General features: G+C 52.6%; 16 protein-coding genes. 4 read left to right on the top strand and 12 right to left on the bottom strand.

All coding sequences use genetic code 11. From position 1 onward, the window contains the following. Positions 1 to 18 precede the first annotated feature (18 nt). Complete coding sequence (locus BN4_RS08870; RefSeq protein ID WP_015415046.1) at positions 19 to 2,040, bottom strand: ATP-binding protein; 2,022 nt, start codon at positions 2,038 to 2,040, stop codon at positions 19 to 21. 88 nt (positions 2,041 to 2,128) lie between these two features. Next, positions 2,129 to 2,506, bottom strand: coding sequence for a winged helix-turn-helix transcriptional regulator (locus BN4_RS08875; RefSeq protein ID WP_015415047.1), 378 nt, complete (start codon positions 2,504 to 2,506; stop codon positions 2,129 to 2,131). 199 nt (positions 2,507 to 2,705) lie between these two features. On the opposite strand from BN4_RS08875, the gene BN4_RS08880 reads away from it, so the two are divergent. Both BN4_RS08880 and BN4_RS08885 read left to right on the top strand, forming a co-directional pair. Beyond that, positions 2,706 to 3,215 (top strand): nitroreductase family protein, encoded by a 510-nt coding sequence (locus BN4_RS08880; RefSeq protein ID WP_015415049.1) that lies wholly within the window; start codon positions 2,706 to 2,708, stop codon positions 3,213 to 3,215. A 9-nt stretch (positions 3,216 to 3,224) separates the two neighbouring features. Beyond that, positions 3,225 to 3,800, top strand: coding sequence for a flavodoxin family protein (locus tag BN4_RS08885; protein ID WP_015415050.1), 576 nt, complete (start codon positions 3,225 to 3,227; stop codon positions 3,798 to 3,800). A gap of 105 nt (positions 3,801 to 3,905) precedes the next feature. On the opposite strand, the gene BN4_RS08890 is transcribed toward BN4_RS08885, so the two are convergent. The 10 genes from BN4_RS08890 to BN4_RS08935 all read right to left on the bottom strand — a co-directional run bounded on the left by BN4_RS08890 (position 3,906) and on the right by BN4_RS08935 (position 14,241). After that, complete coding sequence (locus tag BN4_RS08890; protein ID WP_015415051.1) at positions 3,906 to 6,257, bottom strand: PAS domain S-box protein; 2,352 nt, start codon at positions 6,255 to 6,257, stop codon at positions 3,906 to 3,908. 228 nt (positions 6,258 to 6,485) lie between these two features. Further along, positions 6,486 to 7,382 carry a zinc dependent phospholipase C family protein gene (locus tag BN4_RS08895; protein ID WP_015415052.1) on the bottom strand — a complete coding sequence of 299 codons (897 nt, stop codon included), beginning with the start codon at positions 7,380 to 7,382 and terminating at the stop codon, positions 6,486 to 6,488. 83 nt (positions 7,383 to 7,465) lie between these two features. After that, positions 7,466 to 8,239 (bottom strand): HD-GYP domain-containing protein, encoded by a 774-nt coding sequence (locus tag BN4_RS08900; RefSeq protein WP_041720247.1) that lies wholly within the window; start codon positions 8,237 to 8,239, stop codon positions 7,466 to 7,468. 4 nt (positions 8,240 to 8,243) lie between these two features. Then, entirely contained in the window at positions 8,244 to 9,107 is an 864-nt protein-coding gene (locus BN4_RS08905) for an NmrA family NAD(P)-binding protein (protein WP_015415054.1), read from the bottom strand. A gap of 90 nt (positions 9,108 to 9,197) precedes the next feature. Continuing rightward, complete coding sequence (gene metW, locus BN4_RS08910; protein WP_015415055.1) at positions 9,198 to 9,812, bottom strand: methionine biosynthesis protein MetW; 615 nt, start codon at positions 9,810 to 9,812, stop codon at positions 9,198 to 9,200. Beyond that, positions 9,802 to 10,992, bottom strand: a complete 1,191-nt coding sequence (metX, locus tag BN4_RS08915; protein WP_015415056.1) for a homoserine O-acetyltransferase MetX — start codon at positions 10,990 to 10,992, stop codon at positions 9,802 to 9,804. The genes metW and metX overlap by 11 nt, the downstream gene beginning before the upstream one ends. A gap of 33 nt (positions 10,993 to 11,025) precedes the next feature. Continuing rightward, positions 11,026 to 11,427 (bottom strand): rhodanese-like domain-containing protein, encoded by a 402-nt coding sequence (locus tag BN4_RS08920; protein ID WP_015415057.1) that lies wholly within the window; start codon positions 11,425 to 11,427, stop codon positions 11,026 to 11,028. A gap of 3 nt (positions 11,428 to 11,430) precedes the next feature. Continuing rightward, complete coding sequence (locus BN4_RS08925; protein WP_015415058.1) at positions 11,431 to 12,735, bottom strand: mechanosensitive ion channel family protein; 1,305 nt, start codon at positions 12,733 to 12,735, stop codon at positions 11,431 to 11,433. 101 nt (positions 12,736 to 12,836) lie between these two features. After that, a complete protein-coding gene (locus BN4_RS08930; RefSeq protein WP_015415059.1) occupies positions 12,837 to 13,700 on the bottom strand; it encodes a 4-hydroxybenzoate octaprenyltransferase in 864 nt (287 codons plus the stop codon). 100 nt (positions 13,701 to 13,800) lie between these two features. Then, entirely contained in the window at positions 13,801 to 14,241 is a 441-nt protein-coding gene (locus BN4_RS08935; protein ID WP_015415060.1) for a DMT family transporter, read from the bottom strand. Between the two features lie 157 nt (positions 14,242 to 14,398). On the opposite strand from BN4_RS08935, the gene BN4_RS08940 reads away from it, so the two are divergent. Together BN4_RS08940 and BN4_RS08945 are read left to right on the top strand one after the other, a co-directional pair. Then, entirely contained in the window at positions 14,399 to 14,740 is a 342-nt protein-coding gene (locus tag BN4_RS08940) for a TraR/DksA family transcriptional regulator (protein WP_015415061.1), read from the top strand. A 33-nt stretch (positions 14,741 to 14,773) separates the two neighbouring features. Continuing rightward, a complete protein-coding gene (locus BN4_RS08945; protein ID WP_015415062.1) occupies positions 14,774 to 17,212 on the top strand; it encodes a glycosyltransferase in 2,439 nt (812 codons plus the stop codon). The last annotated feature ends 314 nt before the right edge of the window (positions 17,213 to 17,526 follow it).

Consider the following 17,526-nt stretch of genomic DNA (forward strand, 5'->3'; position numbering starts at 1 on the left):
AGGTTCTCTTTTCCAACACTATTCAGAATAAGGAAAACGTCCATCGGGAATCCCCGACATGACGGTAAATCGAATGGTCGTCCCTTTTCCCGGCGTCGTGTCGACAAAAAGCTCACCACCCATGGCTGTGAGGAATTCCTGCACCAGCGAGAGACCGATGCCGATACCACCATGGCGACGGCTTCGTGCACCGTCCACTTGTCTGAATGGCTCGAAACTCTGCTTGAGTTGGGCTGCGTCCATGCCGATACCTGTATCTGAAACCGAAATTTCCATTATTCCCTGCTGTCCGTCAGCCTTTTCCAAAGGCGTCCAGTTCGCGAGGATATGTATGGTTCCTTCGTCCGTAAACTTCACGGCGTTTCCGGTGAGGTGAAAAAGGATTTGGCGGATACGTCGCCCATCTCCCCACAACCGCTCAGGAATTTTTTCACCGATTTCATAGGTCAGGGCAATGCCTTTACTTTCAGCCTCCACCTGATACGGCTTGACCACCAGCGAGACAATCTCGGCAAGATTGAAATCCTGCTGATCCAAAGCGAGTGTGCCTGCTTCGATCACGGAAAAATCCAGAATATCATTGAGCAGGGCCAAGAGAGTCTGGGCCGCGTCCATGGCATGCTCGATCATCTCCACCCCATCTCCGTGCAGGTCCTCCTCCCTGAAGAGCTTGAGCATGGTTATCAAGACATTGAGCGGTGTGCGTATTTCGTGACTGATATTGGCCATAAAATCTGATTTGGCCCGGCTCACTTCCTCGGCAAGTTCCTTGGCCTTGATCAGCTCACTCACATCCTGAACCGCCTGGACTTCGAACTGCCCACTTGATTGATGCGTAGTGCGGATGGCCTGCCTGAGTCCATCCACGGTCCTGACCTCGCACCGGTCACTTGCCATCCCTTTAAGCGTGTCTTCGTCTTCTTCAAGCACCGACACAAATTCATCAACACATTCATTGAGAGCGGAGGGACCAAACATGGACACAGCCGCAGGATTCAAAGAGCGAATAATATGCTGGCCCTCGACCAACTCCACACTGAGCAAAGGAATAGGAGAATTATCAATCAACAACTTGAGATCGATTTCAATCTGCTTGCGGCGGGTGACATCCTCACGGATGAGAATCCCCCCAATGACCTCTCCATTCTGTGACAATGGCGAAAGTCGAAAGTTGTTCCAGGCTTCAGAATGTCTGCCAAAAGCAGGAATATAAACATCTTCCAAGGAAACCCGTTTCCCCTCCAGCACCTTGAGAATTCTGCTTCCAACTCCAGCCTGGGGAATACCGGGCAATTCATTGATTCGTCTTCCGATATAAAATTCCGGCTGTGTCTTGCCTTCATCCAGAACCTTCATATGCCATTCATTGACAAAATCCACGATCCCCTTGGCATTGAAAGTCACGATGGAAATGGGAGAAGCCATGGTCAAGGCCATATAGCGGTCGTAGCTCTCCCGAACCATTCTTTCCGCCATTTCACGCTGGGAGATGTCAAAAATTATGAACAGAGCCGCCGTGGCCTGTTCTCCATGAGCGGCAAGAGGATGCACCGAATAGAGAGCGGGAAACGTCGCACCGGATTTTCTCGACATACGCAGACGGGCATTATCCCGTTCGCCGATAGGACACGCGCCGAACTCCGTATCGCAAAGAATATCGAGGGACTGCCCTATGATTTCCGAACGTTCATATTCGAAGAGATTCCGTGCCCCGGCACTGAACTCTAGAATTCGTCGCTCCTGATCTGTCTCGGCGATGATGAAGGCCACATCTTCGGCAGCTTCGAAAATAATATCCAGCCGAGTCTCGGAATCCGCCAGAGAGTCACAGGTGACGGGCGAAGCAGTTTCCGTTCTCGGAGCAGACCTTTCCCTGTTTTCCAAGGCAGTATGGTACTCCCCCAGACGAGCATGAAGATCACGGAGGGTCTCGATATCGGGGGAGGGAGTTCCGGTCAGGGCATCAAAACGGAGACGAAGATCTTCCCGAATTTCCTGAACTTTTCCCGGACCATTGATATATGTCTTTTCCCTTGGCATGAGCGGTCCTGATTAGGGTTATAAGCCATCTTATACCTGAACCTCGCATTCTACGAAAGAAAAAAGAACGATATCTCCATCGACGAGGTTACGCTTCCGCAGTCTGGGGTTCGCGCTCCCGTCTCCAGGCTTCATATTCAGCTCCCCAATCACACAGAGAATCAATGACAGGGACAACAGTTTTACCAAGTTCGGTCAGCGAATACTCCACCTTGGGCGGAACCTGAGCGTACACCTCCCGATGCACGATCCCGTCACTCTCAAGCTCCCGCAACTGTTGTGTCAGCATTTTCTGAGTTATATTCGGAATAGAACGTTTGATTTCGCTGAACCGAAGGACCATATCGTCGCCCAACCTGTAAATAATGATAGGCTTCCATTTCCCTCCAATCACCTGGAGAGTCAACTCCACCGTGCAATAATATCTTTTTTCGCCGCACAGTTTCAAAGAGCAGGGATCACTCATGACATCACTCCGTCGATAATGGGATTATACTATACGAATACCGCATGCCCGGTAGAATACCCAAAGGTTTTGCCGACTGGTATCTTTCTGGTAACTATGGCACAAAAATGTGCGTACTTGATATTTTTCTACTGTTAGCAGAAAAGAAAACAGACGTAAACAAGTCTTCGATAAGGAGACGTGATCAAGGAGCTCTGACATGACCCACCTCGACTTGATAAACAGCCGCAGGAGCATCCGTAAATACACGGAAAAGCCCATTCCTGAAGAAATGATCCACTCTCTGCTGGAGGCTGCCATGATGGCACCGAGCGCAGGGAATGCACAGCCCTGGCAATTTGTTGTTGTCACTGAGAATGCCCTTCTCAAAAAGGCCAGTAAAATCCACCCCTACGTCACAATGGCAGCCAGTGCCCAACTCGGTATCCTCGTCTGCGGAGACCTCTCCAAGGAAAAATATCCCGGATTTTGGGTACAGGATTGCGCAGCCGCCATGCAGAACATGCTCCTGGCAGCCCATGCTCTGGGTCTTGGTGCCGTCTGGACAGGAATTTATCCCATGGAAGATCGCGTAGCGACCACTGCCAAACTCTTTAACCTCCCGGAGTCAGTCATCCCCTTGGGTTTTGCCCCTCTGGGCTGGCCGAACCAGCACCCACAATCAGCAACCCGATACCGCGAGGACCGGGTCCACTATAACACCTACTAGGAGAAATTCATGAAAGTTGTTGCTATCAACGGTTCCTCCCGAAAGGGCGGGAACACGAGTGAGATGGTCAAACGGGTTTCCAGCGAGCTGGAAGCCGAAGGCATTGAAGTCGAGGTCATCGACCTGGCCGGAAAAACCATGAAAGGCTGTATCGCCTGCTACAAATGCTTCGAAAACAAGGACCGACTCTGCGCAGTCAAAAATGATTTCGTCAATGAATGTATCGCTGCCATGGACGGCGCTGATGGCATTCTCCTTGCCTCTCCCACGTACTTTGCCAATATATCTCCCGAGATAAAGGCTCTCATAGACCGAGCTGGCATGGTCGGTATTGCCAATGATTACATGTACGCCCGCAAAGCCGGAGCAGGCATTGTTGTCAAACGTCGCGGCGGAGCCATGCAAGCCTTCAACGCGCTGAACTCATTTTTCTTCATCGAACAAATGATGGTTCCCGGATCCCGATACTGGAATCTCTGTGTCGGCCGAGAAAAGGGAGAAGTCCTTGAAGATGCAGAGGGTATGGAAACCATGGAAGTACTGGGTAAGAATATGGCCTGGCTCATGAAGAAACTCGAAGATTAATCAAGCATTCCCGGTCGGAAAAAGAGAAAGCCCTTTCACAGAGAAAGGGCTTTCTCTTTTTCCGACGACTGGGGCATCTCCACAAGCCAGATGGGAAAGACTCCCTTAATCTGCTTCAGGCTCCCCCTCGACAGCAGCAGCTGACACAGGGAGAGAAACTGTGATGGTCGTCTCCCCTGGCACACTGGTATCCAAAGTGATCTCGCCACCATGGGTCCTTGCCACCAAACGGGCTGAATAAGTACCGAGACCAGAGCCGCCTTCACTCCCGGCGCTTGAGTATTTGTCGAAAAAGACTTCTCGAATATCATCCGGAACTTCTCCCTTGTTCCTGATGGCAATAAAAACCATCTCTGCCTGCCACAGCCGAACCGTGACCGACCCACCGGGTGGGGAGGCCTGCAATGCATTCAACAGGAGATTCGAAAGCATTGACCGGAACAAGGGTTCCTCAGCTGTCAGGTAGAAAACATCGGCACCGGGATTATCAAGCACCTCTTTTCCAATACTGATACCTTTTGCCCGAACAATTGTCCTGGTCTCATTCTGAATGCACTCCAACACACTCAGTACGTCCACAGAGGTCTTTTGCAATACGTAAGCTCCCGATTCCATCTTGAATAAATCCAAGGATCGGTTGATGAGTTGCAGCATGGTTTCCCCTGCATTTTCTATGGTGGACAGCATGGTTTCCTGTACCGGGCTGAGGTCACCCACCCGACGGATCTCTCCGGGCAGCCCGACAACAGCACCGAGCGGTGTCTTGAGGTCATGCCGGGCCATCCGCTCCACATCATCACGCAGAGCTTCCATCCGCTTTCTGTCGGTAATATCACGCCCGACTCCCTGAAAACCGATCAGTTCACCTGTGTCATTGAGCAGCATACCGAACCGCGTTTCCAACCAGACCGTGGTATCGTCCGCGCACAGGAATTCCAAATCCAGAGTCAGGGATGGGGATGGGGATGGTGCTCGCTTATGTCCTTCAGCCTTGCCAACCAGTGTCATCATGCCTTCCGCAAAGATGCGTCCTGACATGGGAGTCAAGAAATCTTCCATTGGCAGACTCAGCACATCACGCCGTCCAAAGCCACGCAAAGCCTGATCTGATGGGCTGACATACGTATATCGCCCTTCAGCATCCAACCCCATAATCACATCCGTAACGTTATCGGCAAGCATGCGATACTGTCGTTCACTCTGCTTCAAAGCCTCTTCCATCAGCTTACGATCAGTAATATCCGTGCCCACGCAAAGCAGCTCAACCAGTATCCCATTCCGATCAAGCACGGACTCATTCGCCCAGGAAACCCAAACCATTTCTCCTGTCTTGCGGGTATGAATGGCTTCATTGAATAAATCCGCAGCAGGGTTCTGGAGGACCCGATAAATGAACCGTTTCATGGATTCACCATCCAGGTTCTTTTCCGGAGTCAATGTCCCGGCCAGGGGCTTTCCGACCAATTCCCCAGGGGCATATCCGAAAAACCGCTCACCGTATTCATTACAAAAAGAGATGGTCCCCGTGACATCAAGACGTAAGATGATACTTTTGGCTCGCTGGATGAGATCACGATATTTTTCGCGCTCAGACAGACCATTGAGCAAAAAATAAAGCGTTGCCCAGAGCAAACCCGACACTGCCAGGATGGCTCCACCGCCAACCATCGCGATGGTCTCAAGCCTGGGAGAGTCCGACCATCCCGGATTCGGGACTGCGGCCATCTGCCAATACCCTCCGGGAACCGGAACGCTCATCACCACCGGACGCATCATAAAGACATCGCTTCGGCCGAAAAGTATACCATTCCCATCCTGAGAACCGGCGGGATCACGAAGCGCCACATCCAGAGAAGCCGAAAGCCTGCCCATTCCAGCTTCCCGGTACAATGCATTAGCATCAATACGCATGAGAATGACGCCCCAGTAAATTCGGGGCGCAGCCGCCTCGCCACCGGGAAGAAGAACAGGTGTTGCCGCGACGATCACATCCTCCCCCTGCCCTGTCGCCGTGGGAGGCATAATCTGCCGCTGCCGGGTTCGCATTGCCCGCCGTACCAATTCCTGTATATCCGAAGGAGAGTCTTCCAACAGAGTCATCCCGAGAGGAGACGAACCACGGTTCATGGGGAACTGATGACTGGTGACATTATCCTTGGCCAACTCGAGACTCCGCACGCCGCTGACATTGATCAGCAGCCCTCGGACAAAAGAAGAAAACACCTGTTGGTCCAGATTCGGTTCCAGCATGACCAGAGAACAAATAGCCTCGGCCAATTGCAGACGTGTATTCAGGCCGCTTTCAAAACTGCCCTGCAAAGTTGAGAGCTTATAAAAGACTTCCAACCGCACCTTTTGAGCATGACGTTCCTGCTCGGCGTAAATACCGATAACGAGCGCTCCGAACAGACTGATTCCGAGAAGAAGCGGGAGGATGTAAACAATACGTCGTGGCATATGCATTATTCTTTTTTTCGAGCACCCGGAATGAGGAGACTCTCTGTCTCCATATCAAAAGCGGCCTTCAAATCAAAGAATTATGCATATAATAACAAAAAATAGAATTCGCCAAATGACTTCTCATGATCAAGAAAAGCACTGCTGAAGCTGCTCCACGAAAGAGAGCATATAAACCGCAAAGTGGAGAATAAAAATCAGGGAGGCGATAAAAAGGACTTGAAAGTGTTACCCGTTGACCGTGGCTGCGGCTTGGTCCGTACGGGAACTGAATGCAACAGGCAAAGCTTCAAGCCCAGGATGTGGTGGGAATAACAGACCGTCCTGCCCCTGCCGACGACGTCGTGTCGTACGCATCTCACGAACCAGGCGCAGATTTCTGGACCCAATAGGGTCGAAAGAAACAGCAATGCTGGCCATGGGATCGGACAAAAAATCAAAAACAAGATTCTGGGAAAGTGTAAACATGGCATTTAACTGACTGTCAGGCAGGGGCCACGGAAGAATCCGGTCTGCCAACCGCAGAGAATATCCCCATTCACGACTGCCTGTCAGATGCAGGCTCCCCTTGACTATCTGTTTCTTGAGCAGAAATGGAAGCCGCTTTCGGTCCATGGCGGAAAGTAACGTCCCATCAGTATCCCTGTTGGGCCTTCTGAACAAGGCCAGGGCGGATTCCCGCTCTTCCTTGAACGGACGGTCTGCCTGGGCCTCGACATAGACGTGAGATATCTTTCCCCCCGAAGGCATGGTCCAGAGGGAATTGGGAACATAATAATTGTGAGCGACCACATCAGCGGCAAGGTGCGTTAGGTAGCCATACGCGTAGGACATGACCCGAGGATCACCGGCGGATTTCAACAATTTGAAGCCAGTCACCCAGTTGTGGCTATGCCCCGGTTTGAAATTGGTTCCCTTCCCGATGAAAATATCAGCGGAAAGACAGCCGTAAAGATAGGCGTTTCTATGCTGAGCCAGCAGTTCAGCTACCAGAGGAGGCAGGCTGTACAAATTCGCCAAAACAGAATTTCCCAGAGCGAGGTGCACCCCCGGCCCCCAGGCCAAGGCTTCGTGAGGGATGAGCGCGGCGATTACCGCAAGGCAGAGAATGGCACATATCTTCATATTCTATTTCGCTCCAAGGAAGAGAAAGTAAGACTGCCAGCCCAAAAGTCAATGAGAATCTGTGTGACATTACCGATGCGACATTATTCTTCCATGCCACCGGATTCTATTTCGTCAATAAACAGGTCCACCAGATCGGAATCCAGAGCCGTGTCCGCAAGGCTCCCAAGAATGGAAAAAGCCTCTTGAGGAGTTTTCCCTTTCTGGTACGGGCGGTTGGTGGTCATGGCATCAAAACAATCCACCACGGCGAGGATGCGCCCGCCAAGAGGTATTTCCGATGCGGTCAGCCCGCGAGGGTATCCCTTCCCATCCATGCGCTCGTGGTGACAATACACATAATCCAACGCGGGGCCGAGAAAGTTCAGGTCCTTGAGAATGTCATACCCCCATTGAGGGTGGCTGCGAATTTCCAGCAACATCTGCTGGTTCATGCTGGAATCCTCTCCCGAAAAGACATGATCGCTAAATCCTATTTTCCCGATATCATGCAGAATACCGGCGGTACGAATGTGTTCGGTCTCGGTCTCGGACAGACCAAGCCTGCGGGCAAGCCGTTCAGCATAGGCTCCGACGCGCTCACCATGGCCCTCGGTATAGGCATCGCGCGCACCCAGAGCGCAGGCGACTGCTGTCACGGTGTTCAGGGAATTGAATTTGATGGTTTCCAGAAGCCGCTCCAGATGATCTTCCCTGGCTTCGATCTTGACCATCATCAGGCCCACGGCCTCGGCAAGCTCCCGAATATCCTCAGGATACTCAGGACCTGTCAACTCAAGAATCTCATTGGAATAATTTCCGGCGGCCACATCCTTGATGGCAAGAAGCAGCCGCTCGCGCGCGCAGAGTGATGCCACAACCCTATTTCCAGGCTGTGACATTTTCAGCGGCAAAGGTCTCGAAAGCTCTGGCCGGAGTGCCGGTCAGATGCTCCACGGCCTTGGTGACATTACCCATCATGCCCAGCTTGACCACCCGACTGAGGCTGACCAGCATGGAGCGTTGCCACTCTCCAAGACCGCATTCGGTCTGAATTTTGATAAATTCTTCTTCGCTGATCGGTTGATAGAGTATGTCCTGTCCCACAGCTTTTCCAATCCTGTCAGCAACTTCTGCACCAGAAAGCCCTTCCGGGCCGGTCAAAGCATATGACCGATTCTCGTGTTCTCCAGGGTCAAGCAGCAGGGCAGCGGCGCAAGCAGCGACATCACGCACATCGATATAACTAACACAGGCGGCCTCCTCGGGCAGTGCCAGGACCCCGGAACGGACCATACCTGCCATACGCGAGGCAAAATTCTGCATGAAAGTATTGGGCCTCAAAATGGTGAAGGGAATACCGGAATCCTCCACGAACTGATCAACCATGCCGTGCTCCCGCCCCAGCCGCCAATGGGCATCGGACGAAGCCGCATACCCGGAAGACCGGACGATATATTCGATCCCCACCTGCTTGGCTGCCTGAACAGCCAGATGCCCGAATCGAGTCATGGTTTCGACCATGGGCAGGACTAAAAACATGCGCTGACACCCTTCCATGGCCCGAGCCAGAGAATCAGGGTCCTGAAAATCGAACAACCGGGCATCGACATCCAGCTCCTTCAGCGCCTTGGCCTTGTCGGGGTCATGGACTCCGGCAACCACTTCGGCCTGAGACACATGCAATGCGGCCAGCAAGGCCGCCCCTATATTGCCGGAAGCCCCGGCCACGAAAATCCTGCTCATGAGATACCCCGATCGCGTCTAAACAATGATATGAACTCGATATTGACAACCCAAAAAACTACACGAATCACTTCAAAAATCCAACCGTCATCATTTTTGGCTTCCATCGGCCTGCCCAAGCATAAAAATACCAAAAGTCGCAAATAAATTCGGTCGAAAAGTGATGATTCGCCCCTTGGTGTCATGGTGATGCGTGGCAATGGCCACTTCCTTGACAATGGGAACCCCCAGTCCATCGCAAAATCGACGAAAATCAGCGATGGGAATAACATGAATATTCGGGGAGTTGAACCATTCGTACGGCAGCTCTTTGGAGACTGGAGCACGTCCGGTAAAAAACATCTGAAAGCGGTTTTTGATGTGCGTAAAGTTCGGGAAAGAAACAATGCACCGTGTTCCGACACGGAGCATCTCCCGGATCAATTCCGCCGGATCATGAACCTGCTGCAATGTCTGGGAGAGAATGACATAATCGAAAGTATTGTTCGGATAGTCCTCGATCTCTTCGTAAATATCGCCGTGAATCACGGATAACCCCTTGGCGATGGCCTCGCCAGCGGCATCCTCGTCTCTCTCGATACCAGTACCACGGGTCTTTTTTGTTTTTCGAAGATGGTCAAGCAACGACCCGGAGCGACATCCGAGGTCAAGTACCTTGGCTCCGGGCTCTATCCACGAGGCTATGACCTGAAGATCAAACCGCATCATCACCTCCCGAGAGACACTCGGCCGAGACCCTGTCGAGGAATCCACCGATGAGTGCATTCAATCTGTCATTGGGTAAAAGAAAAGCATCATGTCCCCAAGGGGCTTCGATTTCGCAGAAACTGACGTCCAGACCGTTCTTCTTCATAGCTTTGACCATGGTCTTGGATTGATACGTCGGATAGAGCCAGTCCGAAGTGAAGGAGACCACGAGAAACCGACCTTGAGCACGCGAAAAGGCCGCCACCAGGGAACCATCTCCATACTGATTTTCCAGATTGAAATAATCGGCAGCCTTGGTTAGGTAGAGAAAAGAATTGGCATCGAACCGATCCACGAACTTGTTTCCCTGATACCGCAGATAGCTCTCCACCTGAAAGTCGGCCTCGAAGTCAAAAGAAAGTTCACACCGGTCCTGCAAGCGGCGATCAAATTTATGCCGCATGGATTCATCCGAAAGATAGGTGATATGCCCGACCATACGGGCCACAGCCAATCCATGCTCGGGACGCCCGGATTCGTAATAATCGCCCCCGTTCCATTTGGGGTCGGCCATGATTGCCTGTCGGGCCACTTCATTGAAAGCGATAGCTTGAGCCGAATGTTTGGTCGTTGTCGCCAATGGCACGGCCGCGCAAACCTTTTCCGGGTAGCGGACAGACCATTCCAGCACTTGCATCCCTCCCACGGAGCCGCCGATCACGGCCAGCAGGCGATCTATGCCAAGGGACTCGACCAAGCGCCGCTGGCAGCGCACCATATCGCCGATAGTAACCACGGGAAATTCCGCACCATATGGCTTTCCGGTTCTCGGATTGGCACAGGTTGGTCCGGTGGACCCCATGCATCCCCCGATCACATTGGAACAAATAACGAAATATCGATTTGTATCAATAGGTTTGCCCGGCCCGATCATGATCTCCCACCATCCGGGCTTGGGGTCATCCTCTCGGTACACTCCGGCCACATGAGAATCCCCGGTCAGGGCATGGCAGATCAGGATGGCATTGGATCCATCCTTGTTCAAGGTTCCGCACGTCTCATAGGCAAGACTGACCGGAGCCAGAGTTCTGCCACTTTCCAGGACCAGGCCGACACCAGCTTCGCCAAAGGTAAAGACCTGCCGCTGTACCGTGCCAACGGATTGACCGGTATCAAGTGTCTCTATGTATTCGCTCATTGTTGCAAAGAGTAATTCACCACCACTGCCCGGTCAATGACCGGAGACGGATTCCCCGCCAAAAAGCTTCCAACCCACCATGCCCCCGATGAGGTTGGAAACATCGGTATAGCCGCTCTGCGCGAGTTGCCGAACAACAAAGGGGGAACGATGTCCGGTCATGCAGACCACAACAACCGGAACAGTGGGATCGGGAGAGACCTGAGCCAGGTCAGCAAGTGTGGCAGGATAGGCAACATTGATCGCACCGGGGATATGAAACCAATCGAATTCAGCAGAGGTTCGAACGTCGATGATGACTGGAGGAGTTGTGTGCCTGATCTCTTTTGCGAGGGTCCAGGGGCTATGCGGCGACACACCAAATCCCAGCCACCAAATTCCCTCCCAAAGGGCCAACAAGACGACAACAGCAAAAAAAAAAGCTATTACCCTCATATCCTAGTCCCCATCCCTATCAAGAGTCACGGCCAGTTTTGAATCCGCCTTGAGCAGCACGTCCCGCTGCGGGAATGGGAACTCAATGTCATTTTCATGAAAAAGTTTCCAAATATTGAGCAGAATTTCGCTGCGCACATTGGCAACGCCTTGGTCGGCATCTGCAATCCAGACCCGCAATTCCAAATCAACGGAGCTGTCGCCGAAGCCAGAAAGCTGAGGAGACGGAGTCGGGGTCTTCAAGACACGGCGAACCGATTTCACGGATTCTCCCAAAAGCTCAAGCGCCTTCTCCACATCCGAATCATATGCGATCCCCACCGGAATTTTCAGCCGTACATTGCTATCGGAATAAGTCCAGTTGATGACTTCGCCCGAAATCAACAATTCGTTGGGGATAAGATATTCCTTGCCATCACGGGTCAGCACCGAGGCGTATCGCCCCTGCATGGCGCGCACCACACCATAAACGGTCCCGACCTCGATGGTGTCGCCAGGTTTGATGGAATTGTCCATAAGAAGAATTATTCCAGCGACATAATTGGAAAATATGGTCTTGAGACCAAAACCAATACCAACGCCAAGGGCGCTGGAGAAAATGGCGAGACTGGTAAGATCAATCCCGACACTGGACATGGCGAAAAGAATGGCTGCCGTATACAGGGCAACTCGAACGGCTTTCCCCATCAGCACCCGCAGGGAAGGAGTCAACCCCTTGATGGTTTCGATCCGATGCACGGTGAACCGGGATGCAAGAGAGGCTATCTGCAAAAGCAGAGCCGCCATTGCCAATCCCTTGATGGCCCCAAGCGCATTGAAGGACGCCTCACCCACCGAAAAGCTCAACCCTTCCAGAAAAGTCGTGATCGGCTCCAGAAGTCCGAACACACTCAATGCGGCCACGCCCCAGACAGAGACTTCGACCCCTTTAGCAAGGGCACGATTGGGCATGATACTGGTCAACAATCGAATAATGATCCAGGCAACGGCAAGGTTACTCGCTGCTTCAAGAACGCGAGGACTTTCTCCAAGGGAATGAAAAACGGCAACACAGACCTGCACCAGAATCAGGAAGCCAACCACATTGCCCAGGCCGATCAAAGCTCTCAGGATCGCTCCAGCCAAAACATTGGAAACGTTCTCCGCCACCCACTGCGAAAAGCGCCGCCCCAGACCGCCCCATATGGCTGCGGCCAGCAGAAAAGTCCCGGCAACACAGGCCCACTGAACACCGGTACTCACTGTCAGGACATTGGTATTCAACCAGCCTGTCAGAAAACGTATTGCAACTTCCAGCTTCTGTTCCATCTGAAAACCGTATCACAAAAGGCCCAATTCAAAAAGCGGACAGCAACACACCACCATCGAATCGTTACCCCGGCCGTCCCCGAAGCACACAAGGGAAAGAATCAACCGGCAAAAACGATATCGATCAAAACACCGAAGAAAAGCACAACGGCAATCACACCATTCAGGGTAAAGAAGGCCACATTGACTCGGCTCATATCGTCAGGTTTGACCATCTGATGTTCGCCCATGAGAACCAATCCCACACACCCGGCGATCAGAAAGTACACCCAATCAAGGCCAGCAGCCCAGCCAGCCAGCATGAACAAGACGGCAGCCACAACATGGCTCAATGTGGAAATAGCGAGCGCAGAAGGGATGCCCAATCGGGCAGGGATGGACCAAAGCCCTCTTTCCTTGTCAAAAGCGGCATCCTGGCAGGCATACAACAGGTCGAACCCCGCGACCCATAAGGTGACACCACAAAAAAGCAGTACCGCAGGCAGGGAAATAACAGGGGCGACACAGAGCCAACCTGCCAAGGGAGCCAGGCCGAGAACCATGCCAAGCACAAAATGACACCAATAGGTGAAGCGTTTGCAATAACTGTAGAATGCCGACAAAGCCAGAGCCAACGGCGACAAAAACAGACACAAAGGATTCATGAGGGCACACATAATGACAAAAACGGCGGCGGTGCCGAGAATGAAAAGCAGTGTAAAGGATGTGGACAACTCCCCTGTCACCAGCGGCCGATCCTGCGTCCGAGGATTTTCCCGGTCTATGTCCAGATCGGCATACCGGTTGAAAGCCATGGCAAAGGACCTGACCGCGACCATGGCAATGGTCAGAACCACCAGATTGAACAGACCAGGCCAACCATCAGCGGCCAGAAACGCGCCTATGAAGGCAAAAGGGAGGGCGAACACAGAATGTTCGATCTTAATCATCCGGCAGATAACACCAAGGTCTTTCGTCATTGTCATGTCTTCAACTCTCAATCATACTCTTCACATAATTACGCATTCAAATCTTCACTACAGGCATCCGGCAAGTAAAGAAAAAAGCCTACACGGTTCGCGGAAATCAATATTTATTGACCAGCACGGCCCCCGCGATGAGCAGGCCGATCCCCACCAGTCTAGGCCATGAGATCGGGTGAATATCAAAGCTGACCAGACCAAAATGATCCAGGACCAGCGCGGCAAGGAATTGGCCGGTCAGCAACCAGGCCATTGACGTCGTGGCCCCGAGCTTACCCGCCAACACAATAGTGATGCACACGAAGAAGGCACCCAAGGCACCACCGGTCCACGACCATAAAGGCGCGCTCCCGACCATGGACAGCGACGGCACGGGCCGTGTCAGAAAACCGAACATTCCCAGCGCAACAGTCCCCACGGCAAAGGAAACAAAAGCGGCCATGACCGGATCGTTAAGCGCATAGCGCAACCGCAAATTAATTCCTGCCTGAAGCGGCAGGGCTGCCCCGGCCAGCAACGCCAGAAAAATAAATATCCATTTCATCTAGGAAGGATATCCAGCTTTCTCCTCTTCGTCCATGGCTAATTCCCCGACTACATGACGGAATTGTCAATCATTCGTAACCGGAGCGCCATTCTCCCCGGCACAAATCCCGATAGATGGAGGAATGTGAAAACCAACATCTCTGAGAGGAGTAATCATGACAGAAACGCAACGCCGAGAAATCAAATCCCACCTTATGCAAGGGCTTGATTCCCTGAGCACACAATGGGTGGGTGAAAGCCTTGTTGTGGAGAACTGCCCGGATGAAACCGACTTCGCATCTCAACTCGCCCAGCAGGGTGTCAACGTCGCCATGTTGCATCGCCGCATGACACGCATGAGAGAATTGGAAAACGCCCTCAAGCGGTTGCACGAGACCGACTACGGAACATGTGAAGAGTGCAGCGAGGAGATCGGATTAGCCCGTTTGAAGGCAAATCCTTCTGCCCGATTGTGTGTCTCATGCCAATCCGCCCTGGAAGACGGTCTCTCGCATTAATCGCTCACCCAAAACCTGATTGTGGGGTATATAATGGCTGAATCACGGTTCAAAGTGGACATGCACGTCCACTCGAAGTTTTCCACGCGACCATCCCAATGGATACTTCAGAAGATCGGCTGTCCTGAAAGTTTTACGGAGCCGACCGAACTGTATGCCATTGCCCGGAAGCGCGGCATGGACCTGGTGACCATAACCGACCACAACACCATTCAAGGCGCTCTGGAAATAGCCCATCTCCCCGGAACCTTCATCAGTGAGGAAATCACCACCTATTTCCCGGAAGACCGATGCAAGCTTCACGTCCTGGCGTATGCCATTGATGAAATCCAACATGCAGAAATTCAAAAATACCGAGACAATGTTTTCGAACTAGTACCCTATCTGCGGAGTCAGGGCATTGTCCACGCCCTGGCGCACCCGCTCTTCGCGGTCAATGACAGATTGACGCCCGCCCACTTCGAGCGGGCGCTTCTCCTTTTTGAGATATTCGAGGAGAATGGCACACGAGATGCCCGGCAGAATCAGGTGCTGCGAGATATCCTCACCCGACTCACCCCCGTGGACATGGAACGCCTGGCAAACATGCATGACTTACGCCCGCATGGAGATCGCCCATGGGTCAAAGGGATTATGGGCGGTTCCGACGATCACAGCTCACTCAACATCGCCCGGATGTACAGCACATTCACAGGCTCGCCGTCACTGGAGAACGTCCTGTCAGGCATTAAGGCCCATACCTGCCGTCCCGGAGGCTCTGCGGCCACGCCGCGAACCATGGCCCATAACCTCTACGGCATCGCCTACCAGTTTTATCGCTCACGAATTGGTGCCATGAGCCACGCCGCAAGCGAGCATATCTGCTTCCGATTTGCCCGAAACGTCCTTGAGCCTTGCGGAGAAAAGACAGAAACCAGTTCCATAGTAGATCGCTTTCTCCGCCTCATCGGACGGGGAAAATCAACACTGCACCGAGAATACGGCCCCACAGATTCAGTGCAGCAGATGCTGCTCAAAGAAGCGGGCACAATCATTATCAACGACCCTGACCTGATGCGTATCGCCCAGGGCAAGATCACTGACGTCCTTGTGCTTGAGCGGGAATGGTCTCGCTTTGTTTCTCTTGCCGCAAACAGGGTTCTCTCCCAGTTTGCGGATCGAACGCTCAATTCCCTGCTCGGGGCCAACCTCTTTGATGTCTTTCATTCCATCGGCTCGGCTGGCTCCCTCTATGCACTCCTCGTTCCCTACTTCGTGGGCTATGACCTCTTTTCCAGCGAGCGCAAGTTCTCTCGTGATTGCCTGGCTCGCTTTCGCAGCAAGCCCAGGGATAACGGGGGGCAAGACCTCAAGATCGCTCACTTCACGGATACTTTCGATGAAATAAACGGCGTGGCCCGCACGATTCGCCAACAACTCGAAATGGTGGCCCGCCACGGCAAAGATATGACCGTCATCACCTGTGGTGCCAAGGCAGATGTCCCCGGCGCTGTCAGCTTTGCCCCGGTCGGACGTTTCTCCATCCCGGAATATCCCGAGATAATTCTGGCATATCCGCCATTCCTCAATATGCTCACCCATTGTTTCGAGCAGGAATACGACTGCATTCTCGCGGCAACTCCCGGCCCGGTCGGACTCGCAGCCCTCGCCATCTCTAAAATCCTCAAGCTTCCTTTCCACGGCACGTATCATACCGCTTTTCCCGAATACGTGGGCGCTTTTACCGAAGATGCCACTCTCGAAGACGGCTGCTGGCGGTACATGAGTTGGTTTTATGACCAAATGCAGGTGATTTACGCCCCCAGCGAGGCCACCAAATTCGAACTCTCGGACCGAGGTATCGACCCGGAAAAAATCGTAACCTACCCCCGGGGAGTTGATACCGAACGATTCCATCCCACCAGACGAAACGGCTTCTATACCCAGTTTCAAATTCAAAGCCGCACCAAACTTCTCTATGTTGGCCGCATCTCACAGGAAAAGGGCCTTGATGCCCTGGCCGATGCTTTTTCCAAGGTCTCCAAGATACGTGAAGGTCTTCAATTAATTGTTGTCGGAGACGGCCCATACCTTTCTGAAATGCGACGAATTCTCAAAGGGACCCCCGTCACATTCACCGGAGTCCTGAAAGGGGATGCCCTCGCCCAAGCTTATGCCAGCGCGGACCTTTTCGTCTTCCCTTCAGCCACGGACACTTTCGGTAATGTGGTCCTCGAAGCCCAGGCTTCAGGCCTGCCCGTAATCGTCACTGACAAGGGCGGTCCGTGCGAAAATGTCTTGCCGAACGAAACCGGACTGATCTTTCCCGCTGATGATGTCGACGCGCTGCTTCGAGCCATCGTCTACATGATAGATACCCCAGAACGCATCGAATACATGGGGAAAAAGGCCAGGACCCATGTCGAGAACAGAACCTTCGACGCGACCTTCCTCAAGACCTGGGAAATTTTCGACTCCAACGTTAACGCCTAGATAAACGACCCCGAAAAGTCTGGCTGAAACCTATTGCTATTTTGACTGATATTTATACCAGACGCGTCGTGAAATACTCCGTTTCTTTCATGCTGGCCCCAGGTCTGCTGCGAAAATTCTGCTCAGGCTGGCACAGCAGGATGAACACATTCGAGAAATTGTCGATACCAAAGCCGTCACGGATTTTTTGAGAAGCGGGAAGCCTATGTTGATCCCGAAGGGACTCACACCGGGGAGAAAAAGCTGATTTTCTTTTTCCATTCGAAATCAAAACGGCACACTCCTTGCGGTAGGAGTGCGCCGTTTTACTACAG

Source organism: Pseudodesulfovibrio piezophilus C1TLV30 (assembly GCF_000341895.1).
GTDB lineage: Bacteria > Desulfobacterota > Desulfovibrionia > Desulfovibrionales > Desulfovibrionaceae > Pseudodesulfovibrio > Pseudodesulfovibrio piezophilus.

What these genes read in the sequence shown, in the direction of transcription:
- BN4_RS08895 (WP_015415052.1), bottom strand. Translation starts at nt 7,382, where the DNA reads ATGAAGATATGTGCCATTCTCTGCCTTGCGGTAATCGCCGCGCTCATC.
- BN4_RS08940 (WP_015415061.1), top strand. Translation starts at nt 14,399, where the DNA reads ATGACAGAAACGCAACGCCGAGAAATCAAATCCCACCTTATGCAAGGG.
- BN4_RS08890 (WP_015415051.1), bottom strand. Translation starts at nt 6,257, where the DNA reads ATGCCACGACGTATTGTTTACATCCTCCCGCTTCTTCTCGGAATCAGT.
- BN4_RS08920 (WP_015415057.1), bottom strand. Translation starts at nt 11,427, where the DNA reads ATGAGGGTAATAGCTTTTTTTTTTGCTGTTGTCGTCTTGTTGGCCCTT.
- BN4_RS08935 (WP_015415060.1), bottom strand. Translation starts at nt 14,241, where the DNA reads ATGAAATGGATATTTATTTTTCTGGCGTTGCTGGCCGGGGCAGCCCTG.
- BN4_RS08905 (WP_015415054.1), bottom strand. Translation starts at nt 9,107, where the DNA reads ATGAGCAGGATTTTCGTGGCCGGGGCTTCCGGCAATATAGGGGCGGCC.
- BN4_RS08880 (WP_015415049.1), top strand. Translation starts at nt 2,706, where the DNA reads ATGACCCACCTCGACTTGATAAACAGCCGCAGGAGCATCCGTAAATAC.
- BN4_RS08870 (WP_015415046.1), bottom strand. Translation starts at nt 2,040, where the DNA reads ATGCCAAGGGAAAAGACATATATCAATGGTCCGGGAAAAGTTCAGGAA.
- BN4_RS08885 (WP_015415050.1), top strand. Translation starts at nt 3,225, where the DNA reads ATGAAAGTTGTTGCTATCAACGGTTCCTCCCGAAAGGGCGGGAACACG.
- BN4_RS08925 (WP_015415058.1), bottom strand. Translation starts at nt 12,735, where the DNA reads ATGGAACAGAAGCTGGAAGTTGCAATACGTTTTCTGACAGGCTGGTTG.
- BN4_RS08930 (WP_015415059.1), bottom strand. Translation starts at nt 13,700, where the DNA reads ATGACAATGACGAAAGACCTTGGTGTTATCTGCCGGATGATTAAGATC.
- metW (WP_015415055.1), bottom strand. Translation starts at nt 9,812, where the DNA reads ATGCGGTTTGATCTTCAGGTCATAGCCTCGTGGATAGAGCCCGGAGCC.
- metX (WP_015415056.1), bottom strand. Translation starts at nt 10,992, where the DNA reads ATGAGCGAATACATAGAGACACTTGATACCGGTCAATCCGTTGGCACG.
- BN4_RS08945 (WP_015415062.1), top strand. Translation starts at nt 14,774, where the DNA reads ATGGCTGAATCACGGTTCAAAGTGGACATGCACGTCCACTCGAAGTTT.
- BN4_RS08875 (WP_015415047.1), bottom strand. Translation starts at nt 2,506, where the DNA reads ATGAGTGATCCCTGCTCTTTGAAACTGTGCGGCGAAAAAAGATATTAT.